Annotated in this window: 26 protein-coding genes; 15 read left to right on the forward strand and 11 right to left on the reverse strand. The window is 69.9% G+C overall.

The genetic code is table 11. From position 1 onward, the window contains the following. Positions 1-165: 165 nt before the first annotated feature. A complete protein-coding gene (locus DDF67_RS01345) occupies positions 166-2,355 on the reverse strand; it encodes a putative bifunctional diguanylate cyclase/phosphodiesterase (protein ID WP_109099172.1) in 2,190 nt (729 codons plus the stop codon). Between the two features lie 243 nt (positions 2,356-2,598). Between DDF67_RS01345 and DDF67_RS01350 the strand changes: the two genes are divergently transcribed. Genes DDF67_RS01350 through DDF67_RS01360 form a run of 3 tightly spaced genes read left to right on the forward strand, consistent with a single transcriptional unit; the run spans position 2,599 to position 5,064 of the window. After that, positions 2,599-3,495 (forward strand): EamA family transporter, encoded by an 897-nt coding sequence (locus DDF67_RS01350; RefSeq protein ID WP_109099173.1) that lies wholly within the window; start codon positions 2,599-2,601, stop codon positions 3,493-3,495. A gap of 58 nt (positions 3,496-3,553) precedes the next feature. After that, entirely contained in the window at positions 3,554-3,970 is a 417-nt protein-coding gene (locus tag DDF67_RS01355) for an OmpA family protein (protein ID WP_109099174.1), read from the forward strand. A gap of 53 nt (positions 3,971-4,023) precedes the next feature. Then, positions 4,024-5,064 (forward strand): beta-eliminating lyase-related protein, encoded by a 1,041-nt coding sequence (locus DDF67_RS01360; RefSeq protein ID WP_109099175.1) that lies wholly within the window; start codon positions 4,024-4,026, stop codon positions 5,062-5,064. 126 nt (positions 5,065-5,190) lie between these two features. Here DDF67_RS01360 and DDF67_RS01365 read toward each other — a convergent pair whose 3' ends face one another. Next, positions 5,191-5,526 carry a PRC-barrel domain-containing protein gene (locus DDF67_RS01365; protein WP_109099176.1) on the reverse strand — a complete coding sequence of 112 codons (336 nt, stop codon included), beginning with the start codon at positions 5,524-5,526 and terminating at the stop codon, positions 5,191-5,193. Positions 5,527-5,627: 101 nt separating this feature from the next. On the opposite strand from DDF67_RS01365, the gene mutT reads away from it, so the two are divergent. Together mutT and DDF67_RS01375 are read left to right on the forward strand one after the other, a co-directional pair. Further along, entirely contained in the window at positions 5,628-6,056 is a 429-nt protein-coding gene (gene mutT, locus DDF67_RS01370) for an 8-oxo-dGTP diphosphatase MutT (RefSeq protein WP_109099177.1), read from the forward strand. Between the two features lie 48 nt (positions 6,057-6,104). Next, positions 6,105-7,508, forward strand: coding sequence for a family 43 glycosylhydrolase (locus DDF67_RS01375; RefSeq protein ID WP_233247498.1), 1,404 nt, complete (start codon positions 6,105-6,107; stop codon positions 7,506-7,508). Here the strand turns inward: DDF67_RS01375 and DDF67_RS01380 are convergent. Both DDF67_RS01380 and DDF67_RS01385 read right to left on the reverse strand, forming a co-directional pair. Beyond that, positions 7,501-8,574: a winged helix-turn-helix domain-containing protein gene (locus DDF67_RS01380; protein ID WP_158277969.1), complete on the reverse strand. Its 1,074-nt coding sequence runs from the start codon at positions 8,572-8,574 to the stop codon at positions 7,501-7,503. The genes DDF67_RS01375 and DDF67_RS01380 overlap by 8 nt on opposite strands. Positions 8,575-8,648: 74 nt before the next feature. Continuing rightward, complete coding sequence (locus DDF67_RS01385) at positions 8,649-9,563, reverse strand: methyltransferase domain-containing protein (RefSeq protein WP_109099179.1); 915 nt, start codon at positions 9,561-9,563, stop codon at positions 8,649-8,651. Here DDF67_RS01385 and DDF67_RS01390 point away from each other — a divergent pair. From DDF67_RS01390 to DDF67_RS01410, 5 genes are read left to right on the forward strand one after another with little or no spacing between them, the layout of a single operon-like run. Then, a complete protein-coding gene (locus tag DDF67_RS01390) occupies positions 9,562-10,341 on the forward strand; it encodes a ComF family protein (protein ID WP_408608561.1) in 780 nt (259 codons plus the stop codon). The two genes, DDF67_RS01385 and DDF67_RS01390, sit on opposite strands and share 2 nt — an antisense overlap. Before the next feature lie 29 nt (positions 10,342-10,370). After that, a complete protein-coding gene (gene grxC / locus DDF67_RS01395) occupies positions 10,371-10,625 on the forward strand; it encodes a glutaredoxin 3 (protein ID WP_109099181.1) in 255 nt (84 codons plus the stop codon). Next, positions 10,622-11,458 carry a carbon-nitrogen hydrolase family protein gene (locus DDF67_RS01400; protein ID WP_109099182.1) on the forward strand — a complete coding sequence of 279 codons (837 nt, stop codon included), beginning with the start codon at positions 10,622-10,624 and terminating at the stop codon, positions 11,456-11,458. The genes grxC and DDF67_RS01400 overlap by 4 nt, the downstream gene beginning before the upstream one ends. A 15-nt stretch (positions 11,459-11,473) precedes the next feature. After that, positions 11,474-11,908: a DUF1178 family protein gene (locus tag DDF67_RS01405; RefSeq protein WP_109099183.1), complete on the forward strand. Its 435-nt coding sequence runs from the start codon at positions 11,474-11,476 to the stop codon at positions 11,906-11,908. A gap of 11 nt (positions 11,909-11,919) precedes the next feature. Continuing rightward, the gene (locus DDF67_RS01410; RefSeq protein ID WP_146197925.1) at positions 11,920-12,471 is read left to right on the forward strand and encodes a hypothetical protein; all 552 of its coding nucleotides are present in this window, start codon (positions 11,920-11,922) and stop codon (positions 12,469-12,471) included. Positions 12,472-12,474: 3 nt separating this feature from the next. On the opposite strand, the gene DDF67_RS01415 is transcribed toward DDF67_RS01410, so the two are convergent. The 7 genes from DDF67_RS01415 to ubiG form a co-directional block, all read right to left on the reverse strand. Continuing rightward, positions 12,475-13,173, reverse strand: coding sequence for a dienelactone hydrolase family protein (locus DDF67_RS01415; RefSeq protein WP_109099185.1), 699 nt, complete (start codon positions 13,171-13,173; stop codon positions 12,475-12,477). A 166-nt stretch (positions 13,174-13,339) separates the two neighbouring features. Then, complete coding sequence (locus DDF67_RS01420) at positions 13,340-13,651, reverse strand: glycine zipper 2TM domain-containing protein (RefSeq protein WP_109099186.1); 312 nt, start codon at positions 13,649-13,651, stop codon at positions 13,340-13,342. Positions 13,652-13,757: 106 nt separating this feature from the next. Then, positions 13,758-14,816, reverse strand: a complete 1,059-nt coding sequence (locus DDF67_RS01425; RefSeq protein ID WP_109099187.1) for a glycine zipper 2TM domain-containing protein — start codon at positions 14,814-14,816, stop codon at positions 13,758-13,760. A gap of 122 nt (positions 14,817-14,938) precedes the next feature. Then, positions 14,939-15,316: a hypothetical protein gene (locus DDF67_RS01430; protein WP_109099188.1), complete on the reverse strand. Its 378-nt coding sequence runs from the start codon at positions 15,314-15,316 to the stop codon at positions 14,939-14,941. 52 nt (positions 15,317-15,368) lie between these two features. Next, positions 15,369-15,770: a type II toxin-antitoxin system VapC family toxin gene (locus tag DDF67_RS01435; protein WP_199229112.1), complete on the reverse strand. Its 402-nt coding sequence runs from the start codon at positions 15,768-15,770 to the stop codon at positions 15,369-15,371. After that, entirely contained in the window at positions 15,767-16,072 is a 306-nt protein-coding gene (locus DDF67_RS01440; protein ID WP_146197926.1) for a type II toxin-antitoxin system VapB family antitoxin, read from the reverse strand. The genes DDF67_RS01435 and DDF67_RS01440 overlap by 4 nt, the downstream gene beginning before the upstream one ends. After that, positions 16,069-16,845, reverse strand: a complete 777-nt coding sequence (gene ubiG, locus DDF67_RS01445) for a bifunctional 2-polyprenyl-6-hydroxyphenol methylase/3-demethylubiquinol 3-O-methyltransferase UbiG (RefSeq protein WP_109099190.1) — start codon at positions 16,843-16,845, stop codon at positions 16,069-16,071. Before ubiG ends, DDF67_RS01440 begins: the two co-directional genes overlap by 4 nt. A gap of 172 nt (positions 16,846-17,017) precedes the next feature. Here ubiG and DDF67_RS01450 point away from each other — a divergent pair, with 172 nt between their 5' ends. From DDF67_RS01450 to DDF67_RS01470, 5 genes are all read left to right on the forward strand, one after another. Further along, entirely contained in the window at positions 17,018-18,265 is a 1,248-nt protein-coding gene (locus DDF67_RS01450) for an aspartate kinase (RefSeq protein WP_109099191.1), read from the forward strand. 102 nt (positions 18,266-18,367) lie between these two features. Then, positions 18,368-18,832: a hypothetical protein gene (locus DDF67_RS01455; protein ID WP_101718247.1), complete on the forward strand. Its 465-nt coding sequence runs from the start codon at positions 18,368-18,370 to the stop codon at positions 18,830-18,832. 18 nt (positions 18,833-18,850) lie between these two features. Then, a complete protein-coding gene (locus DDF67_RS01460) occupies positions 18,851-19,585 on the forward strand; it encodes a helix-turn-helix domain-containing protein (protein ID WP_109099192.1) in 735 nt (244 codons plus the stop codon). 68 nt (positions 19,586-19,653) lie between these two features. After that, positions 19,654-20,598, forward strand: coding sequence for a DMT family transporter (locus DDF67_RS01465; protein WP_109099193.1), 945 nt, complete (start codon positions 19,654-19,656; stop codon positions 20,596-20,598). A gap of 259 nt (positions 20,599-20,857) precedes the next feature. Then, positions 20,858-21,253 carry a hypothetical protein gene (locus tag DDF67_RS01470; protein WP_109099194.1) on the forward strand — a complete coding sequence of 132 codons (396 nt, stop codon included), beginning with the start codon at positions 20,858-20,860 and terminating at the stop codon, positions 21,251-21,253. The last annotated feature ends 116 nt before the right edge of the window (positions 21,254-21,369 follow it).

A 21,369-nucleotide genomic window follows, 5' to 3' on the forward strand; every position in this document is an offset into this window, starting at 1 on the left:
GGGCTGGGGTGGTCGAAGCGCAAGGAACCTCCCCCTGTGGGGGAGGCGGCCGAAGGCCGGTGGGGGGACGTTATCAGCCGCCGCAGGCGTCGGCCGATTTCCCAATCACTCCCCCCACCGATCGCTCCGCGATCACCTCCCCCACAGGGGGAGGTTCCTTTGTGGTCACGCCGTCGCTCTCTGGGCCTCGCTGGCCGGTTCGAGGGGCTTTACCGCCGAGAACGCCACCACCTCCGACAGGCCGCGCGGGGGCGTGGCCACCCCCAGGAGCGCCGCGATCTCGACCGCCGGCTTGGGGCGGCTGATGAAGTAGCCCTGGATCTCGCCGCAGCCCTGGCGGCGCAGTTCGTGCAATTGTTCCTCGGACTCCACGCCCTCGGCCGTGGTGGTGATGCCCAGGCTGGCGCCCAGGTCGAGGACGGCCTTGATGATCGCCAGGGCGTCGGCGTCGTCGAGGATGTCGCGCACGAAGGTCTGGTCGATCTTGATCTTGTCGAACGGGAAGCTGCGCAGGTAGCTCAGCGAGCTGTAGCCCGTGCCGAAGTCGTCCATCGAGATGCGCACGCCCAGGGCCTTCAGGTCGTGAAGGATGGCCATGTTGGAGGCGCTGTCCTGCAGCAGGACGCTCTCGGTGATCTCCAGTTCCAGCCGCTCGGCCGGCAGGCCCGAGGCCGCGAGGGCCTGGACCACGGTGGCGGCGAGGCGCCGGTCGCGGAACTGGGCGGGCGAGAGGTTCACCGCCAGGCGCACGTGCTGGGGCCAGCGGGCGGCCTCGTCGCAGGCGGCGCGCAGCACCCAGTCGCCCAGGGCGCCGATCAGGCCGATCTCCTCGGCCAGCGGGATGAACTCGCCGGGCGAGACCATGCCCCGCTCGGGGTGGAACCAGCGCAGCAGCGCCTCGCAGCCGGTGACGCGATCGGCCTCCAGGTCGAACAGCGGCTGGTAGAACAGCTCGAACTGGCCTTCGGCGAGCGCCTTGCGCAGGTCCAGCTCCAGGGCCCGGCGGGCCTGCAGCTGCTCGTCCATGGCCCGCTCGAAGAAGTGGAAGGTGCCCTTGCCGTCGGCCTTGGCGCGGTAGAGGGCCATGTCGGCCTTCTTCAGCAGCTCGTCGCAGTCGTGCCCGTCGTCGGGCGAGACGGTCACCCCGACGCTGCCGCCGATCACCACCTGGTGGCCCAGGAGGTCGAAAGGGGCCTCCAGGGCCTCGACGATGCGGGCGGCCAGGCGCGTGGCGCCCGACAGGTCCGACAGGCCCATCTGCACCACGGCGAATTCGTCGCCGCCCAGGCGGGCCACGGTGTCGCCGTCGCGGACGCAGGCCCGCAGGCGCTCGGCGGCGGCCTTCAGCAGGGCGTCGCCGACCGGGTGGCCAAGCGTGTCGTTGACCACCTTGAAGCGGTCCAGATCGACGCAGTGCACGGCCACCAGGTCCTCGCGCCGCGCGGCGCGGGCCAGGGCGTCGGACAGGTCCTTGTGGAACAGCAGGCGGTTGGGCAGCTCGGTCAGTGGGTCGTAGTGGGCCAGGCGCGCGATCTGGGCCTCGGCCCGCTTGCGCTCGGCGATGTCTTCCGAAACGCCCAGCAGGTATTCGGGGCGGCCCTCGGCGTCGAGGATGGCGATCTTCTTGGTGCGCAGGATGGCGGTCGTGCCGTCCTTGCGGGGGATCAGGTCCTCCTCGATGACCTTGACCTCGCCCGAGCGTACGACCTCGGCGTCGCGGGCGTGATAGATCGCCGCCTGCACCGGATCGAAGAAGGCCTCGTCGGTGCGGCCGATCATCTCTTCGCGCGAATAGCCTAGGATCTTCTCGCCGGCGCGGTTGAGCAGCACGTAGCTCTGGTCCGACGCGCGCTTGACGAACACCATCGACGGGATGGACTCGACCACGGCGGTCATGAAGGTGCGGGCGCGTTCCTCGTCGGCCTTGGCGTCGGCCAGGGCGTCGAGGTTGCGGCGGTTGGTCTCGCTGGCGGCCTGCAGCAGGCCGATGACGGTGCCCACGCCCAGATAGCGCCCGCCGTCGGTGACGATGAAGCCGCGCAGCAGGTCGCTGGCCCGGTAGGACAGGCTGTCATTGGTGAAGGCGGCCAGCTCGACGTCGGCCTCGACCACCAGCGGCTCGCGGTCCATCAGCACTTCGATGGGACGGTTGGCGTAGAGGGCGCGGCCGTACTCGGCGGCCATGCGCAGGAAGAACGCGTTGCGCTCGACCAGGCCCACGGGGCGGTCGTCGGCGTCGAGCACCGGAATGATCAGGGTGTCGGGCTCCTCGCGGAACCGCTCGTACAGCGTCTTGCCGAGATCTTCCGCCCGCGCCGGGGTCAGGGAAGAAACGGTGTCGCGCAGGGTGAACATGGGAATACGCCTCCACTCGCGAGGGTGAATGGCGGTTTCACACCTAACGAGGTGCTAAACTTGACCGTTGGGACTACGGGTTTCGCGAAAACTTCATAGCCGCGTCACAGTGATTTCCGGCGCATTTACTGTGACGGCGCTGCGCGAATACTCAGTCATCGGACGATCGCGATTTGCACGTCCCGCGGCATGGCAAAGCCGGGCCGTTGGGCCTAGTTAGGGGCCGTTCGAGGAGTGCGTCCCATGCCCAGTTCCCTGCCGCTTCGCCATTTCCTGCTGGCTCTCGCGGTGGTGGCGGTGTGGGGGACCAACTTCGTGGTCATCCGCCAGGCGCTGAACCACCTGCCGCCGCTGACCTTCGCCACCCTGCGCTTCACCTTCGTGCTGCTGCCGCTGGTGTTCTTCGTCAGGAAGCCGGCGGTGTCGTGGCTCAATCTGGCGGGCTACGGCCTGCTGATCGGGGCGGGGCAGTTTGGCCTGCTGTTCGTGGCCATGAAGGGCCACATCTCGCCGGGCCTGGCCTCGCTGATCCTGCAGACCCAGGTGTTCTTCACCATCGCTCTGGCCATGCAGATCAATCGCGAGCGGGTGCGCGGCTTCCAGGTCGTCGCCCTGCTGCTGGCCATCGCCGGCATCGCGATCATCGCCCTGCACGGCGGCGGCTCGGCCACCCCGCTGGGCGTTACGCTAGGGCTGCTGGCGGCGCTGAGCTGGGGCTGCGGCAACATCGTCGCGCGCCAGGCCGGCCCGGTGAACATGCTGGGCTACGTGGTCTGGGCCAGCCTGTTCTCGATCCCGCCGCTGCTGGGCATGGCCCTGTGGCTGGAAGGCTGGCCGGCCATGGTCAAGGGCGTGGCCGGCGCCGACCTCGGCACCTGGCTGGCGGTGGTCTGGCAAGCGGTGGGCAACACCATGTTCGGCTACGGCGCCTGGGGCTGGCTGCTGGCCCGCCACCCGGCCGCCACCATCACCCCGATGGCCCTGCTGGTGCCGGTGTTCGGCATGAGCGCCTCGGCCCTGCTGCTGGGCGAGGGCCTGCCGGCCTGGAAGCTGCTGGCGGCGGGCCTCGTGCTGGCCGGCCTGGCGGTCAACATGCTGTGGCCGAAGATCCGCGCGCTGCGGGCGGCGCCGGCCGCCTGATCATGCAGCTTGACGTCAGGTTGCGTCCGCTCGACCTTCGCCATGAAGGGGAGGGCGCATGCAGCGACGGACATTCATCATCGGGACGGCGGCGCTGAGCGCGATCCCGGCCCTGGCAAGCGCCGAGGCCGGTTGGAGCCCGCCGCTCATCATCCGGTTCGCGCCGGGCTCGGCGGAGATCGATCGCCACGCGGTGGGGCAGCTCGAAGGCTTCAAGGCCGCGTTCGAGGCGCGCGCCAATCCGCGCAACGGCGACTCGATACGGGTCACCGGCCACATGGACGAGGCCGAGCGGCGGCAGAACCTGCGAGACCTGCCCCAGCAGCGGGCCGACGCAGTCGTAGAGGCCCTTGCCGACCTGGGCATGCAGCGCGGACGGGCGCGGGCCCGGCGCAGTCTCGACCGTCTCGTCGACGTCGCCGGTCCCTCGGCCGACAATCGCGTGGTCCTGCTGTCCTGGCGGGTCGCCTCTTGAAAAGGCGACGCCGCCCCGGCATCGAGGCGGCGTTCCTTTCCGAGTGATCGCCCATGACCATCGCCCGCTACGACTTCGCCTCCGACAATGTGGCCGGCGCCATGCCCGAGGTGATGGAGGCCTTGTTGGCGGCCAACGCCGGTACGGCTTCGGGCTATGGGACCGACCACGTCAGCCTGGCGGCGGGCGAGCGGATCCGCGCCGCCCTGGACGTCGACGCCGAGGTCAGGTTCATGCCGTCTGGCACGGCCGCCAACGCTTTCGCCCTGACCCTGCTGGCTTCGCCGCACGAGGCGGTGCTGGCCCATGAACACGCCCACATCTGCACCGACGAGACCGGCGCGCCCGGCTTCTTCGGCCAGGGCGTGGGGCTGATCGGCCTGTCGGGCGCCTCGGGCAAGATCGAACAGGCGGCGCTGGAGGCGGCCCTGGCTCAGCCCGACGTCTCCTACCGCCAGCCGGCGGCGGCCCTGTCGGTGACCACGGCCACCGAGTACGGCACTGTCTATTCCGAAGCCGCGCTGAAGGCGCTGATCGATCCGGCCAAGGCCAAGGGCTACGGCGTGCACCTGGACGGCGCGCGGCTGGCCAACGCCGTGGCGGCGGGCTTCGACCTCAAGGCCGTGGGGCGCCTGGGCGTCGACATTCTCGTGATGGGCGGCACCAAGGCCGGCTCGACCCCGACCGAGGCGGTGGTGTTCCTCAATCCCGAGCACCGCCGCCGCCTGGACGCGCGGATCAAGCATGCCGGCCAACTGATCTCCAAGGGCCGTTTCCTGGCCGCCCCCTGGCTGGGCCTGCTGGACGAGAACGGCGGAACGGGCCCCTGGGCGGCGCGCGCCGCCCACGCCAACGCCATGGCGCAGAAGCTGGCCGCGCTGATGCCCTATCCGATCGCCCATCCGGTGGAGGCCAATGGGATCTTCGTGACCATGAGCGACGCGGCGCTGGATCTGCTGCGCGGCGAGGGCTGGTTCGTCTATCGCTTCCTCGACGGCTCGGCCCGCTTCATGTGCTCGTGGGCGACGACGCCGGAGATGGTCGAGGAACTGGGTGCGGCTTTGCGGCGCGTGGCGGCGGTGGAGGCGGCTTGATCCGATCCTCCCCCTGAAGGGGGAGGTGGCCCGAAGGGCCGGAGGGGGAAGCGGCTGCTGACATGCCGCAACAACTTCCCCCTCAGTCGCTCCGCGACAGCTCCCCCTTCAGGGGGAGCATCTTCCTTACCCCTCGAAATACCGCTCCACCTGCTCGGCCCAGCCGTAGGAGGTCTTGGCCAACTGGTCGCGGTCGTAGGCCGGGCTGTCCTTGAAGCGGTCCTTCGATAGGTCGGTCGCATAGGCCTCGGCCTTGTCGTCGAAGGTCAGGATGCGCCAGGGCAGGGGGTGGTATTTGCCGCCGGTGAACAGGCCCGCCGGCTCGACGGCGACATAGCGGCCGATGCCGGCGTCGCGGTCGACGAAGACCTCGCGGATGACGCCCAGCTTGTGGCCCTTGGGGTCGGTGACCGCGACCCCGATCAGGTCGCCGCTCTTCACCAGCCGATCGTCCAGCGACATGGCGTTCCTCCTTGCGATTGCTCCTTCGGCAACGTTCGTCGCACCCGGGGAGTTGCCCCAAAGACGTTGCCAAGCCCGGCAAAGCCCGCGATGGATCGGGCATGAGCACGCCAGCCGCCCCTCCGACCGACCGCCCCATCGTCCTGGTGGCCGCCGCCGCCCTGATCGATGTCGACGGACGGGTGCTGATCTGCCAGCGCCCCGAAGGCAAGTCGCTGGCCGGCCTGTGGGAGTTCCCGGGCGGCAAGGTCGAAAAGGGCGAGACGCCCGAGGAATGCCTGATCCGCGAGCTGCACGAGGAGCTGGGCATCACCGTCGCCCAGGCCTGTCTCGCGCCCTTCGTCTTCGCCTCGCACACCTACGAGACGTTCCACCTTCTGATGCCCCTCTACCTGCTGCGGCGCTGGGAGGGGATCGTGACGGCGCGCGAACACAAGGCCATGGCTTGGGTAAAGCCTGACAAATTGTGCGATTACGAAATGCCGCCGGCGGATATTCCTCTGGTCGCTTGGCTTCGGGATGTGCTTTAACTCAGACAAATCGCGCAACGACGCGACGTGGCTGGGAAGGAGACGACCGTGGAGACCTTGGATTTGCAGCCCTCGCGCCGCGTCCTGCTGGCCGGCGCCGGGGCCCTGGCCTTCGGCGGGATCGCCGGCGCGGCCCACGCCGCCGCCGAGCCCGGGCCGCTGATCAATCCGGTCGTGCGCCAGCGCGCCGACGCCCAGGTCTTCAAGCATATTGACGGCTACTACTACCTGACCGGCTCGGTCCCCGAGTACGACCGGCTGATCATCCGCCGCTCGCGCACCCTGGCCGGCTTCACCGACGCCGAGGAAGTCGTCGTCTGGCGTCGGCCGACGGAAGGCAAGCTGGGCGGCTACATCTGGGCGCCCGAACTGCACTGGTTCGACGGCGCCTGGCACATGTATTTCGCGGCCGGCGACAAGGATCAGCCGTTCCGCATCCGCACCTACGCCATACGCTGCAAGAGTCCCGACGCCATGGCCGGCCAGTGGGAGCTGCTGGGCAAGGTCGAGACCCCCTGGGACACCTTCACCCTCGACTCCACGGTGTTTCACCACAAGGGCGTGCGCTATTTCTGCTGGGCGCAGAAGGAGCCGGGGATCGACACCAACAGCAATCTCTACCTCGCGCCGCTGGCCACGCCGCTGACGCTGGGCGAGGCGCCGACCCGCCTGACCGTGCCGACCCTCGACTGGGAGATCCGCGGCTTCAAGGTGGCCGAGGCGCCGGCGGTGCTGATCCGCAACGGCCGCGTGTTCATCGCCTATTCGGCCAGCGCCACCGACGACCGCTACTGCCTTGGCCTTCTGACCGCCGATGCGGACGCCGACCTGATGGCGCAGGGCTCGTGGACGAAGTCGCCCGTCCCGGTGTTGGTCTCGTCCGAAGAGACCCGCGTCTGGGGCCCTGGCCACAACTCGTTCACGGTGGACGAGCAGGGCCGCGACGTCCTGGTGTTCCACGGCCGCGACTACAAGGCGATCAAGGGCGACCCCCTGTTCGATCCCAACCGCCATACGCGCGTGCAGCGCCTCTACTACAAGCCCGACGGGACGCCGGACTTCGGCGTGCCGGCCGGGGCTGGCGAGATCCCCGACCGGTTTTCGCCGGCTGACCAGCCTGGCGCGTTCCTGCGCGTGGACGGCGGGGCGGTGAGCGTCGGGGAGGGGCCGCTGGCCGCCACCCAGCTGCGCCAGAAGGCGGGCGCCGGCGGGGTGTGGCTGGAGCCGATCCTGCAGCCTGGCCAGGCGCTGCGGGTCGAGGGCGGCAAGGTGACGGTCGGGCCGGGCGACGGGGCTGCGCGCTTCAAGCGCGTCAAGGGCCTGGCGGGCGGCAAGGGCGTGTCGTTCCAGGCCCCGGACGGGGGCTATCTGATGCACCGCAACGGCGCGGTGGTGGTCGGGCCGGCGCGCGACGCCAGGGCCCGCGCGGCGGCGACCTTCCTGGTCAGCTGATGTGACGGGCAGGGGGCTGGCCCAGGCGCCGGCTCTCAGCCCACCGCATCGCGCCCACGACGCAGGCTCCGAACAGCAGGCCCTCGACCGCGCCGGTCAGCACCAGGCTGGCCAGGCCCAGGCCCTGCTCGCCAAGCAGCGCGCCGATGGCGTCCAGGCGCAGGCGCGAGCCGGGAAAGCTTCGCGCCAGCAGGTCCAGGCTGCCGGCCATCAGGCGACCGCCGAGCAGCGGGACGGCGGCCCCCATCGCCGCGCCGTAAAGGCCGGCCAGGGCCATGCCGCGCCGAAGCGACCGGGTGCGGGCCAGGCCCGCGCCGAGGCCGACCGCCGCGCCGACCAGCAGACCCTCGAAGGCGCCGGCTATGCCGCCCGGCGCGCGGCCGAACAGCAGGTTGAAGGCGTCCAGTCCCAAGAGCTTGAACGCCGCCCCGATGACCAGCCCGCCCAGCGCGCCGCCGACGGCGCTTCGCCACCAGGGGCCGGGCGCGCGGCTCGAAAGGGCGATGCCGAAGCCGACGCCCAGGCCGCCGGTCAGGCCGACCAGCACGCACAGCGCCAGCATCACCAGCAGCACCGAACTGCCGCCGGCCTGCGAGGCCTGGGCCGCGCCGACGAAGCCGTAGGCGATCCCGCCGATCGCGCCTGCCGCGCCGCCGCCGGCGGTTCCGGCCGCGCCGAGCAGCAGGGTGGCCGACCAGGCGGGGCGGGGTTGGGGTTCTGGCGGCGAGGCGGGGACTGACGCCTGGGTCTCCAGCCGCTCCACCGGCGCGACGAAGCGGTAGCCGTGCTTGGGCACGGTGGCGATGAAGCGCGGGTTGGCGGCCGGGTCGTCCAGCAGGCGGCGCAGGCTGCGCACGCACTGGGTCAGGGCTTCGTCGGTGACCGGCACGCCGGCCCAGACCTCGTCGAGGAACCGCTCCTTGCTGACCAGCCGCCCGTCCTCGCGGACCAGCAGGGCCAGGGCGTCCAGATAGCGGGCGTTGATCGTCACGGGCTCGCCGTCACGGGTCAGCCGGCGTTCGCCAAGGTCGAGGATGAAGCGCTCGAAGCGGTAGCGGCCGGACAAGGCGGAATCCTGGATGGCGTGTTGTGGCGAGTATGCACGGGACGGAGGGAAGGACGAGGTCCCCTCCGGCCCTCCTAGGACCCCGCCTTGTCCCCCACCGGCTGCTCCTTGACGCCAAGAGCATCGGCCAGCCGCATCTTGGCCGAGCCTGGCCGCAGCGGCTTCTGCTGGCTGTCGTGCGGCGCCCACCCCGTGGCGGTGACGATCTCGAAGGTCGCGGGCACGCGGCCGTCGGCTTCGGCGAAGCGCTCCTGATAGATCTCCAGCGCCCGAAACAGCAGCTGGCGGGTCAGGGGCTTGCGCGAGCGGTCGAGCAGCACGCTGGTCTCGCCCATGCGGCGCAGGTCCTGCAGCAGGCCGAGCGGGTGGGCGTAACGCACCTTGACCCGGTCGACGTCGGCCACCGGCAGGGTGAAGCCGGCGCGCTGCAGCAGGCCCGCCGCGTCGACCGTGTCGGCGAAGGGCGAGACGCGCATCGAGACGCCGCCGGCGATCTCGTCCTCGGCCGCCATCAGCGACTGGCGCAACTCGGTCAGGGTGGCCCCGCCGAACAGGGCGCCGATGAAGAGGCCGTCGGGCCTCAGGGCGCGGCGGATCTGGATCAGCGCGCCCACCAGGTCGTTGGTCCAGTGCAGGGCCAGGGTCGAGACCACGAGGTCCAGCGTCTCGTCGCCGAACGGCAGGCGCTCCTCGTCGGCGACCACGCTGGCGCCGCCGCGACTGGCCAGCATCCGGGCCGACAGGTCGGTGTCGATCAAGAGGCCGATCTTGCCGGCGGCGTCGCTTTTCGACAGCGCCGCGCGGAAAGCGCCGTCTCGGCTTCCGAGATCGACGGCGACCGGAAACTCCCGCAGGATCGCCTCCAGCCGCATGACGGCGTCACCGGCGGCGCGCGCCTTGAGGAAACCGGCCTGGCCGAAGTTGGGCGCGGCGCGGTCGAGGCGGGCCCGGAGAAGGTCGCGGTCGAAGAGGAGGGGCGAACTGGTCATGCGGGTGGAACATGGCGATTCCTTCTCCCGATGGAAACCCGGGCCGCGTCTCATGGGCCTTGGAAGAGGTCTGCTGGACCTGATCCTGCCGCCGCGCGCCTTCGACGGCGAGCCGGCCCTGACGCCGGGGCTGTCGGCCGGAGCCTGGAGCCGCATCGTCTTCCTCGACGGACCGGTCTGCGACGGCTGCGGCGCGCCGTTCCCATTCGACCAGGGCGAGCCGCTGTGCGCGCTTTGCCTGGCGCGGCCCAGGGCCTTCGCGCGGGCCAGGGCCGCCTGCCTCTACGACGAGCATTCCCGCGATCTCGTCCTGAAGCTCAAGCACGCCGACCGCACGGATCTCTCGGGCCTGTTCGCCCGCTGGATCTCGCGCGCCGCGCCTGACCTGCTGGAGACGGCGCAGGCGGTGGTCCCCGTGCCGATGCACCCGGCCCGCCTGCTGCGCCGCCGCTACAACCAGGCCGCCGAGATCGCCCGGCCGCTGGCCCGCGCGGCCGGGCGGCCCTATCTGGCCGACGCGCTGGTGAGAAAGCGCGACACCGCCAGCCAGGGCGGCAAGTCGGCCGACGGCCGCCGCCGCAACGTCGCCGCCGCCTTCGTCGTGCCTGAGTCGAAACGGCGTCAGATCGAGGGAAAGCGTGTGCTTCTGGTCGACGACGTGCTGACCACGGGGGCCACCGCCGAAGGCTGCGCGAGGGCCTTGCTGGCGGCCGGAGCCTCGGCTGTCGATCTGACCGTCGTCGCGCGCGTTACAGAAATGAGAAGCCGTCCTATATGAGGGCGGGAATCCAACCCTTTGGAACCGAAATGGCCAAGGTCACCATCTACACCCGTCCCTTCTGCGGCTACTGCGCCCGCGCCCTGAAGCTGCTCAACGACAAGGGCGCCGACTTCACCGAGATCGAAGCCGGCATGGACCCCAAGCTGCGCCAGGAGATGATGGACCGCTCCGGCCGCAACACCTTCCCGCAGATCTTCGTGGGCGAGCAGCACATCGGCGGCTGCGACGACATGATGGCGCTGGAGCGCGAGGGCAAGCTGGACCCGTTGCTGGCCGCATGAGCGGCCCGGGGGGAGCTCTGCGCGTCGGTCTGATCCAGACCCGCACGCCCGCGACTCACGCGGCGGCGCTGGCCCATGTGGCCCCGCTGGTCCGCGAGGCGATCGCGCAGGGCGCCCGCTTCGTGCTGACGCCTGAGTGCACCAACGTCCTGCAGAAGGACCGCGCCAGGCTGCTTCCGACGCTGACGGCGCTGGAGGACGATCCGGTGGTGAACGGCCTGCGGGCCATCGCCGCCGAGACCGGAACCTGGATCGACGTCGGCTCGGCCCTGGTCCTGCGCGAGGATGGAAAGGCCGCCAATCGTCAGGCCGTGATCGACCCGACCGGCGCCGTCGTCGCGACCTACGACAAGCTGCACATGTTCGACGTGCAGCTTCCCAATGGTGAGACGGCGAAAGAATCGGCGACCTACACCCCCGGCGAACGGGCGGTGGTGGTCGACACGCCCCTGGCCGCCTTCGGCCTGACCATCTGCTACGACATGCGCTTTCCGGCCCTGCACCGCGCCCTGGCGCTGGCCGGGGCCAAGGTGATCACGGCGCCGGCCGCCTTCACCCGTCCCACCGGCGAGGCCCACTGGGAGGTGCTGCTGCGCGCCCGGGCCATCGAGACCGGCTCCTTCGTCATCGCCGCCGCCCAGGGCGGCTTCCACGAGGACGGACGCGGCACCTGGGGCCGTTCGATCGCCATCGGTCCGTGGGGCGAGGTGCTCGGCAAGCTCGATCACGACGAGCCGGGCGTGCTGATCGCCGACCTCGATCTTCCTGCCGCCGACAAGGCTCGCGCAGCCATCCCGGTCCTGGCCAACGCCCGTGAATTCACGGGTCCCTGACCTCATATCCAGACCATGATCAAGTACGCGCTCGCCTGTGACCATGCGCACGAGTTCGAAGGCTGGTTCGGCTCGTCGAGCGACTATGACGACCAGGCCGCCCGCGGCCTCGTCGAGTGCCCCGTCTGCGGCTCGACGGGCGTGCGCAAGCAGATCATGGCCCCCGCCGTTGCGGGTACGAAGGCGCAGCGCTCGACGCCGGAGCCCGACGCCCGCATGCGCGAGATGATGATGACCGCCATGAGCGAGGTGCGCCGCGAGGTCGAGGAGAACTTCGACTATGTGGGCGACCGCTTCGCCAGGGAGGCCCGCGACATCCACGATGGCAAGTCCGAGGAGCGCGGCATCTACGGCGAGGCCTCGCCCAAGGAGGTCAAGGCCCTGCTGGAGGATGGCGTCAGGATCGCCGCCCTGCCGCCGGCCCCGCCGAAGAAGACGGACGTCAACTAGACCTCGCCGTTGTGCGCGCCGCAATCGTCGATCAGTTTGAGTGGATGCAGAATTTCAGGCTGTGGTTGATTCCCTTGGCGGTCGCCGGGGCGCTCGGAGCGGCCGGGCCATCAACCTCGGCTGCGCGTCCCAAGGTGTTCGCGGCGTCGCACCAACTTGGCTTCAGCGGCGCTCTGGTGACGGTGCGCGAAGACTATCGCGCGACGAAATGGCCGGTCTCACGCCGCACCTTCGTGCTGCGCGGCGCGAGCGGCAAGACGACCTCTGTGGCGCTGGCCAACGGCGGCCCGAGCGAGCTCAGCACGCTCAGCCTCTACGGTGATGGCGACAGGTTCTTCCTGATCGGGGCGATCGAGTGCGTCGCGTTCGATCCGGTCGCGATCACCGCTGGGCGCTGCAGCAAGCGTCCGCCCTGCGCCGCCTTCGGGCGGGAGGGCGTCAGCTTCCTGGGACGCTTCGATTGGGCCAACGGCTTGAACCCGCCCCATGGACGCTTCGGCCTCGGTTGGCGTTTCCTGCCGCAGGAGGACGCCTCGGAGACGTCGTTCTGCCCCGACCGCTGATCGCTAGCCCAGCTTTTCCTTGAAGAACGCCAGGGTGCGGCCGTTGGCGGTCTCGGCGTCAGCCTTGTCGTAGTGGTTGCCGCCGGGGCGCGCGAAGGCGTGGCTGCGGCCGGGGTAGACGTGAACTTCGACGTTCGGGCGGCCGGCCAGGGCCTCGACGATGGTCGCACGGGCCTCGGGGCCGATGAACTCGTCGTCGCCGGCCAAGTGCATCAGCAGCGGCGCCTTCACGCCGTCGGCCTCGCCGACATAGCGCTCGGTGCCGCCGCCGTAGTAGGCCACGGCCGCGTCGGGCGCGCCGCGGGCGGCCCCCAGGAAGGTCATCAGCCCGCCCAGGCAATAGCCCGTCAGGCCGACCTTGCCGTTGCCGCCGGCTATGGTCCGCGCGGCCTCGACCGTCTTGAGCACGTCGGCCGCGCCCTGGTCGAAATCGTAGGCGCCGTAGATGTCGAGGGCCTTCTTCCAGTTCTCTTCGCTGTTCTCCGACATCGAGAGGCCAGGCTCGGTGCGCCAGAAGAGGTCGGGGCAGACGGCGATGAAGCCCTGCACGGCGTACTCGGCGGCGATCAGGCGGATGCCGGCGTTGACGCCGAAGATCTCCTGCACGACCACGACCACCGGCGCGGGTCCGCTGGTGTCGGGGCGGACCACGAGGGCCTGGAAGCTGCCGTCGTCAGTCTGGATGGTCAGGCTCTCGGCCATGGTCGTCTTCCTCGCGGGCTGTGTCGGGCGACCATGGCGCGTGGCGAGACGGGCGGCTTGAACGATGCGGCTTCGCATCGGCCGCCGATCGACCGATCGGTTCAAGCGCCCACGAAAAAGCCCGCCCCGTGAGGGGCGGGCGATCCGACCGAGCAGCATACTTCGCTTAGCGGTAGCGGTACTCGTAGTGGCAGTTCTTCTTGGAATTCTTCTTGGCGATCTGGTTGCCGGCGACCGCGCCGACCACGCCGCCGAGAATCGCGCCCTCGGTCTTGGCGCCGTTGCCGGCCACGGCCGCGCCGAGCGCGCCGCCGCTGAGGCCGCCGATCACCGTGCCCTTGTTGCGCGCCTTCTTGGTGCTCTTGCAGACCAGGACGCGCTCACGGCGCTGCTGGGCCTCGGCGGCGGTGACGGCGACGGTGGACGCGGCGAAGGCAAGGCCGACCGCGACGACGAGAGTTTTCATTTGGGCGCGCATGGCGACCTCCGTTTGAGAGCGTGTGTTCGTGTCCCTTGCGGGGAATAACGCCGAAGCTCCGTGTCGGTTCTATGTCGGGCGCCCGACGAGAAGCTTCAGCGCACCGTCAGCCTTCGAGGCGATAGCGGTTGTCGCTGTCGGGACAGACGCGGACATAGCGGGTCTCGTTGCGACCCTGGTATTCGGTCTGGGCCGGGGCGAGGCGGCACTTGCGCTCGCTGTAGCGATTCCATTCCGAATAGCCGCCGGCCCGGTCGCGATACTCGGCGCTTTCGCGATAGGGCACGGTGTCCTCGTAGGACCAGTATTGGCCGCGGCTGTCGCACCGGGCCTTGGCCGCCGAGTTGCCGATGGCCGCGCCGACGCCGGCGCCGGCCAGGGCGCCCAGCACCGCGCCTTCGGTGCGGGCGTTGCGAGCGGCGACGTTGGAGCCGATCACCGCCCCGGCCAGGGCGCCGATCACGCCGCCGGCGGTGGCGTTGCGCTTGGCGTCGTCACGGCAGGGATCGGCATAGCCGCCCGACAGGCCCGAACCGGCGGCATAGGCAGGCGGCGGCGTCGGGGGACCATCGTCCCAGCGGCCCGCCTCGTTCGGATAGCGGCGATCATAGGCCCCGCGGCCGTAGCGGCGGTCGTAGTCGTCGCGGGCGCGCTGGTACTCGGCGCGGTCGGATTCCCACTGGCGGCGCTGGGCGTCGTAGTCGTCGGCGTAGCGGTTGTCGTAGCCGGTGGTGTCGAAGCGCCGGGCCTCGTCGGGATAGCGGCGATCGTAGGCGCCTCGGCCGTTGCGGGCATCGTAGCGGTCGCGGGCGCGCTCGTAGGCGGCGCGATCGGCCTCGAACTGGCGCTGCTCGCCGTAATAGTCGTTGCTGGTCGGGTAGGCGGGCGTGCGCCAGCGGCGGGCCTCGTCCGGATAGCGCCGGTCGTAGGCGCCCGAGCCATAGCGGCGGTCATAGTCGCTGCGGGCGCGCTCGTAGGCGGTGCGGTCGGCGTCGTACTGGGCCTGGCGGCTGTCGTAGTCGGCCCGGCGGGCCTCGTAGGACGAGCGCTGCTCTTCGTAGGTGCGCAGCTGCTGCTGGTAGCCGGCGTCCTGCGCCAGAGCGGGCGCGGCCGTGCTGATGGCGACGGCGCCGGCCATCAGCCAAGCCATGCGGCGGGAAGTCATGGGGAAGTCTCCGTTCCGACGACCGAACCGACGTCCCGCCCCACAAGACGTCCGGTCCGGGTTCAAAGTCCCTGCGGCGGAATAAGTCGCGGCGAAGGCCAAGGTTCCCGGAAAGGCGCGTATCAGTCGTTCAGCCAGGTGACGGCGAAGCGATCGCCCGTCCACACCGCGACCGCCAGGGAGGCTTCCTTAGTCCCGAACGACAGGGCGGGGGCCTTCAGCTCGACCTGTCGCGGCTCGCCGGCGGCGCACGGCGCGCCCACGTCCTTGGCGCAGGTGGTGGGATAGGTCCCGGGCGGCTGGGCGGCGATGAAGAAGCCGGCGGCGTCGGCCACCATGGTCACGGTCTGCGGCTTGCCGGGCGCCGCGCCGCGCTCGACCACCAGCACATGGGCCCCGCCGCGCGGTTCCAGCCGCGCCTGGTCGGCCTTGCCGTCCCCGTCGAAATCCCCGGCCAGCACGGGCAGGGCGGCGGCGAGGGCGAGCAGCAGGACGGACATGACGGGAGGCTCCGAGGGTTACAGCCCGAGGTTGGCCTTCGGCGATCCGCCGTCAAGCCTCATTCAGGGCCGATCGCAGGTCTGTGCGCGAGAAGTCGTCGCCCTTGTAGAGCAGGGCGCCGCCGTGCGTCGCGGCCAGGGCGTAGGCGAAGCAGTCGCCGAGGTTCAACCCGGCCGGCGTGCGTCGGCCAAAGCGTATGAAAGCGTCGATGGCCAGCCGGGTATCGGCGGCGTCGACCGGCATGATCTTGATCCGTAGGGCTTTGAGAAGGCTCTCGGCTTCGAGACGGCCGATCTCGCCCTTGGCGACTTCGGCACGTGCAAGGGTCTCCCAGTAGTTCACGCTCGACATCAGGCGGTCGCCGGGTTCGTCCCGCAGCCTCGCGGTGAAGTCGACGGCCTCGGGTTCTCCGAGCAGGATGGCGACGATGGCGGAGGCGTCGACGACGATCAACGGGGCAGGCCGTCGGCGTCGTAGAAGTCGGCGTCCGATGGCATGGGCGCGCGTTCCGGAAGGGCCTGGAAGCGAGCGGCGATGGCGGCGACTTCGTCGAGGTCGATTTCGGCGTCGTCGTCTGTCTTCGCCCGATCGCGCTCCAGCGTTTCGCGGACGGCGACGTCGATGGCCTCGGAAAAGCTCGCGCCACGTTGACGGGCGAGCTCGCGGACATTGTCCACGACCCGGCTTTCGATCTCGATGGTCTCGAACTTGGTCATCGCGGCAGGAAACATACCGCGAACCTTGTTCGCCGTCACGCCGCCGGCTTGGTGACCGTCATCATGTAGTTGATGTCGACGTCGGTGGAGCGGCTCCAGCGGCCGGTCAGCGGGTTGTAGGCCACGCCGAACGGGCCGTGCATCTGAACCGGCTCGCCGGCCAGGAAGGCGCGCAGCTCCTCGGGCTTGAGGAACTGCTTCCACTCGTGGGTGCCGGGGGGCACCCAGCGCAGCACGTACTCGGCGCCGATCTTGGCGAGGGCCAGGGCTTTCAGCGTGCGGTTCAGGGTGGCGACGATCATCAGGCCGCCGGGCTTGAGCAGCTGCGAGCAGGTGCGCAGGAAGGCGCCCGGATCGGCCACGTGCTCGATGACCTCCATGGTCAGCACCACGTCGAAGGGGCCAGCGCCCTCGGCTAGCAGCTGCTCGGCGGTGGCCGGGCGGTAGCCGATGGAAAGGCCCTGTTCGCTCGCATGGGCTGCGGCGGTCTTGATGTTGTTTTCCGAGGCGTCGATGGCGGTGACGGAAAAGCCCAGGCGGGCCATCGGCTCGGACAGCAGGCCGCCGCCGCAGCCGATGTCGATCAGGGTCAGGCCCTCGAACGGCGCGCGTTCGTTTCCGTCGCGGCCGAACCGCTCCAGCGCCTGCTCCCTTATGAAAGCCAGGCGGCAGGGATTGAACACGTGCAGCGGCGCGAACTTGCCCTTGGGGTCCCACCACTCGGCCGCGATGGCCGAGAACCGCGCCACGTCGGCGGGGTCGATGCTCCAGTTGGGCGTGCTTCCTGCGGTGTCGGGGGCGGCGCTGGTCATGGTCCGGTATCTAGCACGGCCAATTTTTCGCGCCATGCTGCGAGAAAAAAGACACCGGCGCGACATTGCCGTTGCGCCGAGGCCCCGCTAGAAGGCGCGGGCTTGCGCGGAGGGACGGGTTCCAGCCGCGCAGGCGCAAGAAAAAACCGCTTTGGTTCGAGGATTTAGAGACGTGTCACGTCTGGTGATGAAGTTCGGCGGCACCTCGGTGGCCGACCTGGAGCGCATCCGCCGGGTGGCGCGCCTGGTCGCCGCGGAAGTCGCCACGGGCAAGCAGGTCGCCGTCGTCGTTTCCGCCATGTCGGGCAAGACCAACGAACTGGTCGCCTGGACGGACGGAGCCGGCCGCGCCGCCGCTGGCCTGCCGGAGTCTGACGACGAGTACGACGCCGTCGTGGCGTCGGGCGAGCAGGTGACCGCCGGCCTGCTGGCCATGACCCTGCGCAACATGGGCCACAAGGCCCGCTCGTTCCTGGGCTGGCAGGTGCCGATCATCACCGACGAGGCCCATGGCCGCGCCCGGATCGAAGAGATTCCGCCCGAGAACCTGGAAGAGTGCTTCGAGGCCGGCGAGATCGCCGTCATCGCCGGCTTCCAGGGCGTGACGCCCAAGCGCCGCATCACCACGCTGGGCCGTGGCGGTTCGGACACCAGCGCCGTGGCCATCGCCGCCGCGGTGAAGGGCGCCTGCGACATCTACACCGACGTGGACGGGGTCTACACCACCGACCCGCGGATCGAGAGCAAGGCCAAGCGCCTGGCCAAGATCAGCTACGAAGAGATGCTGGAAATGGCCTCGCTGGGGGCCAAGGTGCTGCAGACCCGCTCGGTCGAGATGGCCATGGCCCATCGCGTGCCGGTGCGGGTGCTGTCGAGTTTCGTCGAGCCGGGCGAAGCCCCGGGCCAAGGTACGATCGTCTGCGACGAGGAAGAAATCATGGAAAAGCGCATCGTCTCGGGCGTCGCCTACAGCCGCGACGAAGCCAAGATCACCCTGCTGGGCCTGCCCGACCATCCGGGCGTGTCCTCGGCCATCTTCGGCCGCCTGGCCGACGCCAATGTGAACGTCGACATGATCGTGCAGTCGCGCGCCCGCAGCGCCGACACCGCCAACATGGAGTTCACCGTCGGCAAGCGTGACGCCACGCGCGCCGTCGAGATCGTCCGCTCGGCCCAGGCCGAGATCGGCTTCGAGGACGTGGCCGTCAACGAGGACGTGGCCAAGGTGTCGGTGATCGGCGTCGGCATGCGCAGCCACGCGGGCGTCGCCCAGTCGATGTTCGCGGCCCTGGCCGAGAAGAACATCAACATCCAGGTCATCTCGACCTCGGAGATCAAGATCTCGGTCCTGATCGACGCGGCCTACACCGAACTGGCCGTCCGCGCCCTGCACGCCGTGTACGGCCTGGACCAGCTGTAAGGATCCCGGCTCCCTCGCACCCGTACGGGTTCGAGGGAGCCGATCGTTGCCTAAACGTCGTGCTCTGACGTTATGGAAGGCGCACCAGCCTTCGAGAGTCCCATGCCCGACGTCTTCAAGTTCGATCCCGCCGCAAAGACCGTCACCTTCCACGGCGACGCCGGCCTCGAGCTGCTCTACGACCTGCTGCTGCGCGCCAAGTTCGGCGACGGCTATGAGAAGCCGCTGCTGGTCAGCCCGTGGCTGGCGGCCCTGCTGCGCCAGCTGGACCAGGCCCTGCCCGACGACGGCCAGTGGTTCCCGGAAAAGCCCGGCCAGCCGATCTTCGACACCGACGACCTTCTGGCCATGGGCGACGCCGTGATCGAGGAAGGCCACACCGTCGGCTGGTGGACCATGACCGAGCCGGAAAAGCGCGATTACCTGCGCAATGTCATCGCCGCTCCGCACCCTCTGACCGACCTGCAGGTCGAGTTCATCGAGAGCGACATCGATGCGGCCCTGCAGCAGGCTCGCCGCCTGGTCATGGACGCCGAGGAGCCCCTGGCCCTGCCGGGCCACGGCTGAGTTCGCTATAGTCGGGTCATGGGCCACGACCTGACCGCCCCCGCAGAGCTCTCCTTCCGGCGCTACAGCGTCGAGGCGATCTCGCACGCCCACGACTTCGACCAGATCGTGCTGCCGCGCCGGGGCGTGCTGGAGATCGAGATCGACGGCAAGGGCGGCCGGGTCGATCCGGGCAGCGCCGCGGTGATCCCGCCGGGCACGCGCCACGTCTGCGCCGCCGACGGCGAGAACCTGTTCGTGGTGGCCGACATCGGCGCCTGCCTGATGGCGCCGTTCGAGCGCCTGCGGGACAAGCCGTTCGCCTGCGTCACCAGCCCGGTGCGCGGCCTGCTGTCGTTCCTTTCGGGCGAAGCGCCGGGCGGCATTGACGACGGCGTCGCGGGCCTTTGGACGCCGCTGCTGCTGCGCGGCCTGTCGAGCGGCCCGGCCGCCGTCGATCCGCGCCTGGCTCGCGCCGCGGCGATGATCGAGACCCGCTATCACCAGCCGCTCACTGTCCGCGACCTGGCCGCTGAGGCGGGCATGAGCCAGAGCCGGTTCTTCGACCGCTTCGCCGCCGCCTATGGCGCGACCCCGCACACGGCCCTGAGCGACGCGCGGCTGCGGGCCGCTCAGCAGTTGCTGGACGATCCGACCCTCTCGATCGCGCAGATCGCCGCCCGTACGGGCCACGGCGACCAGAGTACGCTGACCCGGCGGATGAAGGCGGTCCTGGGCGTGACGCCGGCGGCCTGGCGCAAGGGGCGGCGCTAGGAGCCTTCGCCCGATCTTCAGGAGCTTTCGCCAAAGCCATGGCCGCGCGCGCCTGCTAGGTCCGGGCCATGATCAGTCCCCGGAACCTCCTGCTCGGCCTTCTGTACGGCCTCTTCGCCGGCGCCCTGTGGGGCGGTGTGTTCCTGGCCCCCAAGCTGCTGGACGCCTTCACGCCGCTGCAGATGACCGCCGGACGCTACATCGCCTACGGCCTGGCCGCCGCCGTGCTGCTGGCGCCGACCTGGAAGTCGGTGATGGCGCGGATGGACGCGCGCGACTGGCGCGATCTGGCCCTGCTGAGCCTGCTGGGCAACCTCGTCTACTATGTGGGCCTGTCGGTCGCGGTGCAGACGGCGGGCGTGGCCCTGGCCTCGCTGATCATCGGCCTTCTGCCGGTGACCATCACCCTGGCCGGCGCGCGCAGGGGGGAGGGCACGCCCCTTAAGTCCCTGGCCGCGCCGCTGGCCCTGATCATCGCCGGCGGCGTCTGCATCAACGTGGCGGTGTTCACCGCGCCTTCGGGCGCGCCGGCCGGCAAGCTGGTCCTGGGCGTGCTGGGCGCGACCCTGGCCCTGGCGGTGTGGACCGCCTACGCCGTCTGGAACGCCCGCCGCCTGGCCGCCACGCCCAAGTTCAGCAGCCACGAGTGGTCGCTGCTGACGGGCCTGGCCACGGGCCTGCTGTCGCTGGCGCTGGTGGTTCCGGCCTTCATGCTGGGCGGCAAGAGCCATCCGCCGGCGGCCTGGACCTGGTTCTGGATGGTCAGTTTCGCCGTCGCCATCGGGGCTTCGGTGATCGGCAACGGCCTGTGGAACGCCGCCAGCCGCGTGCTGCCGCTGTCGCTTTCGGGCCAGCTGATCGTGTTCGAGACCCTGTTCGCCCTGCTCTACGGCTTCCTGCACGAGGGCCGCTGGCCCCACCTGCTGGAGGGAGCTGCGATCGTCCTGATGCTGGCCGGCGTGATCTGGTCGGTGCGGCTGCATCGCCCGTCGGCGGTTCACGCAGGGGAGTGACAGTCTTTCCTCCGTAAAATCCCCGCGAAAGCGGGGACCCAGGCCTTTTCTGCCACCCACGGCGCTCGACGATAAAACACCTGGGTCCCCGCTTTCGCGGGGATTTTGCGGGTGGATAGGTGTCGAAAGGCGCCCGAAAAAACCTGACGCGAAGATGAACGACCGCGTTCAGGCTGGGTTCAAACGGCAAGGCTCATAAAGGTCCTCAACAGCGCCGCCCTCGGGATTGGCGACGCTTCTGGAACAAGGAGCAAATGCCATGAAGACCTTCGGTAAGTTCAGCAAGATCGCCATCAGCACCGCCATCGCCGGCGCTCTGGTCATGCCCGCCTCGGCCGCCTTCGCCGGCGATCGCGGCAAGAGCAACAAGACCGAGCGGGCGATCCTGGGCGCTGTCCTGGGCGGCGCGGCCGGCGCCATGCTGGGCGACGGCGACGGCGGCGCGATCGCGGTCGGCGCCCTGGCCGGCGGCGCCATCGGCGCGGCCACCGCCAAGGACAAGCGTCATCACCGCTACAGCAGCCGCTACGACAACCGTCGTCCGTACTACAGCGACAACCGCTACGGCTATGACCGCTACGACCGTCGCGACAACCGCCGCTACCAGGGCGATCGCTACAACACCGGCTACGACTACTACGGTCAGCGCCGCTAAGCGGATCGCCGCCAAGCTAGGCAATGCGCCGCCCCTTCCCGGAGGGGCGGCGTTTTTTACGCCCTTAGGTAAAGGAAAACCGTGCCGGCGCACTGTGCGGGGCGCGAAATCTGCTA

Source organism: Caulobacter endophyticus (genome assembly GCF_003116815.1).
GTDB classification, from domain to species: domain Bacteria; phylum Pseudomonadota; class Alphaproteobacteria; order Caulobacterales; family Caulobacteraceae; genus Caulobacter; species Caulobacter endophyticus.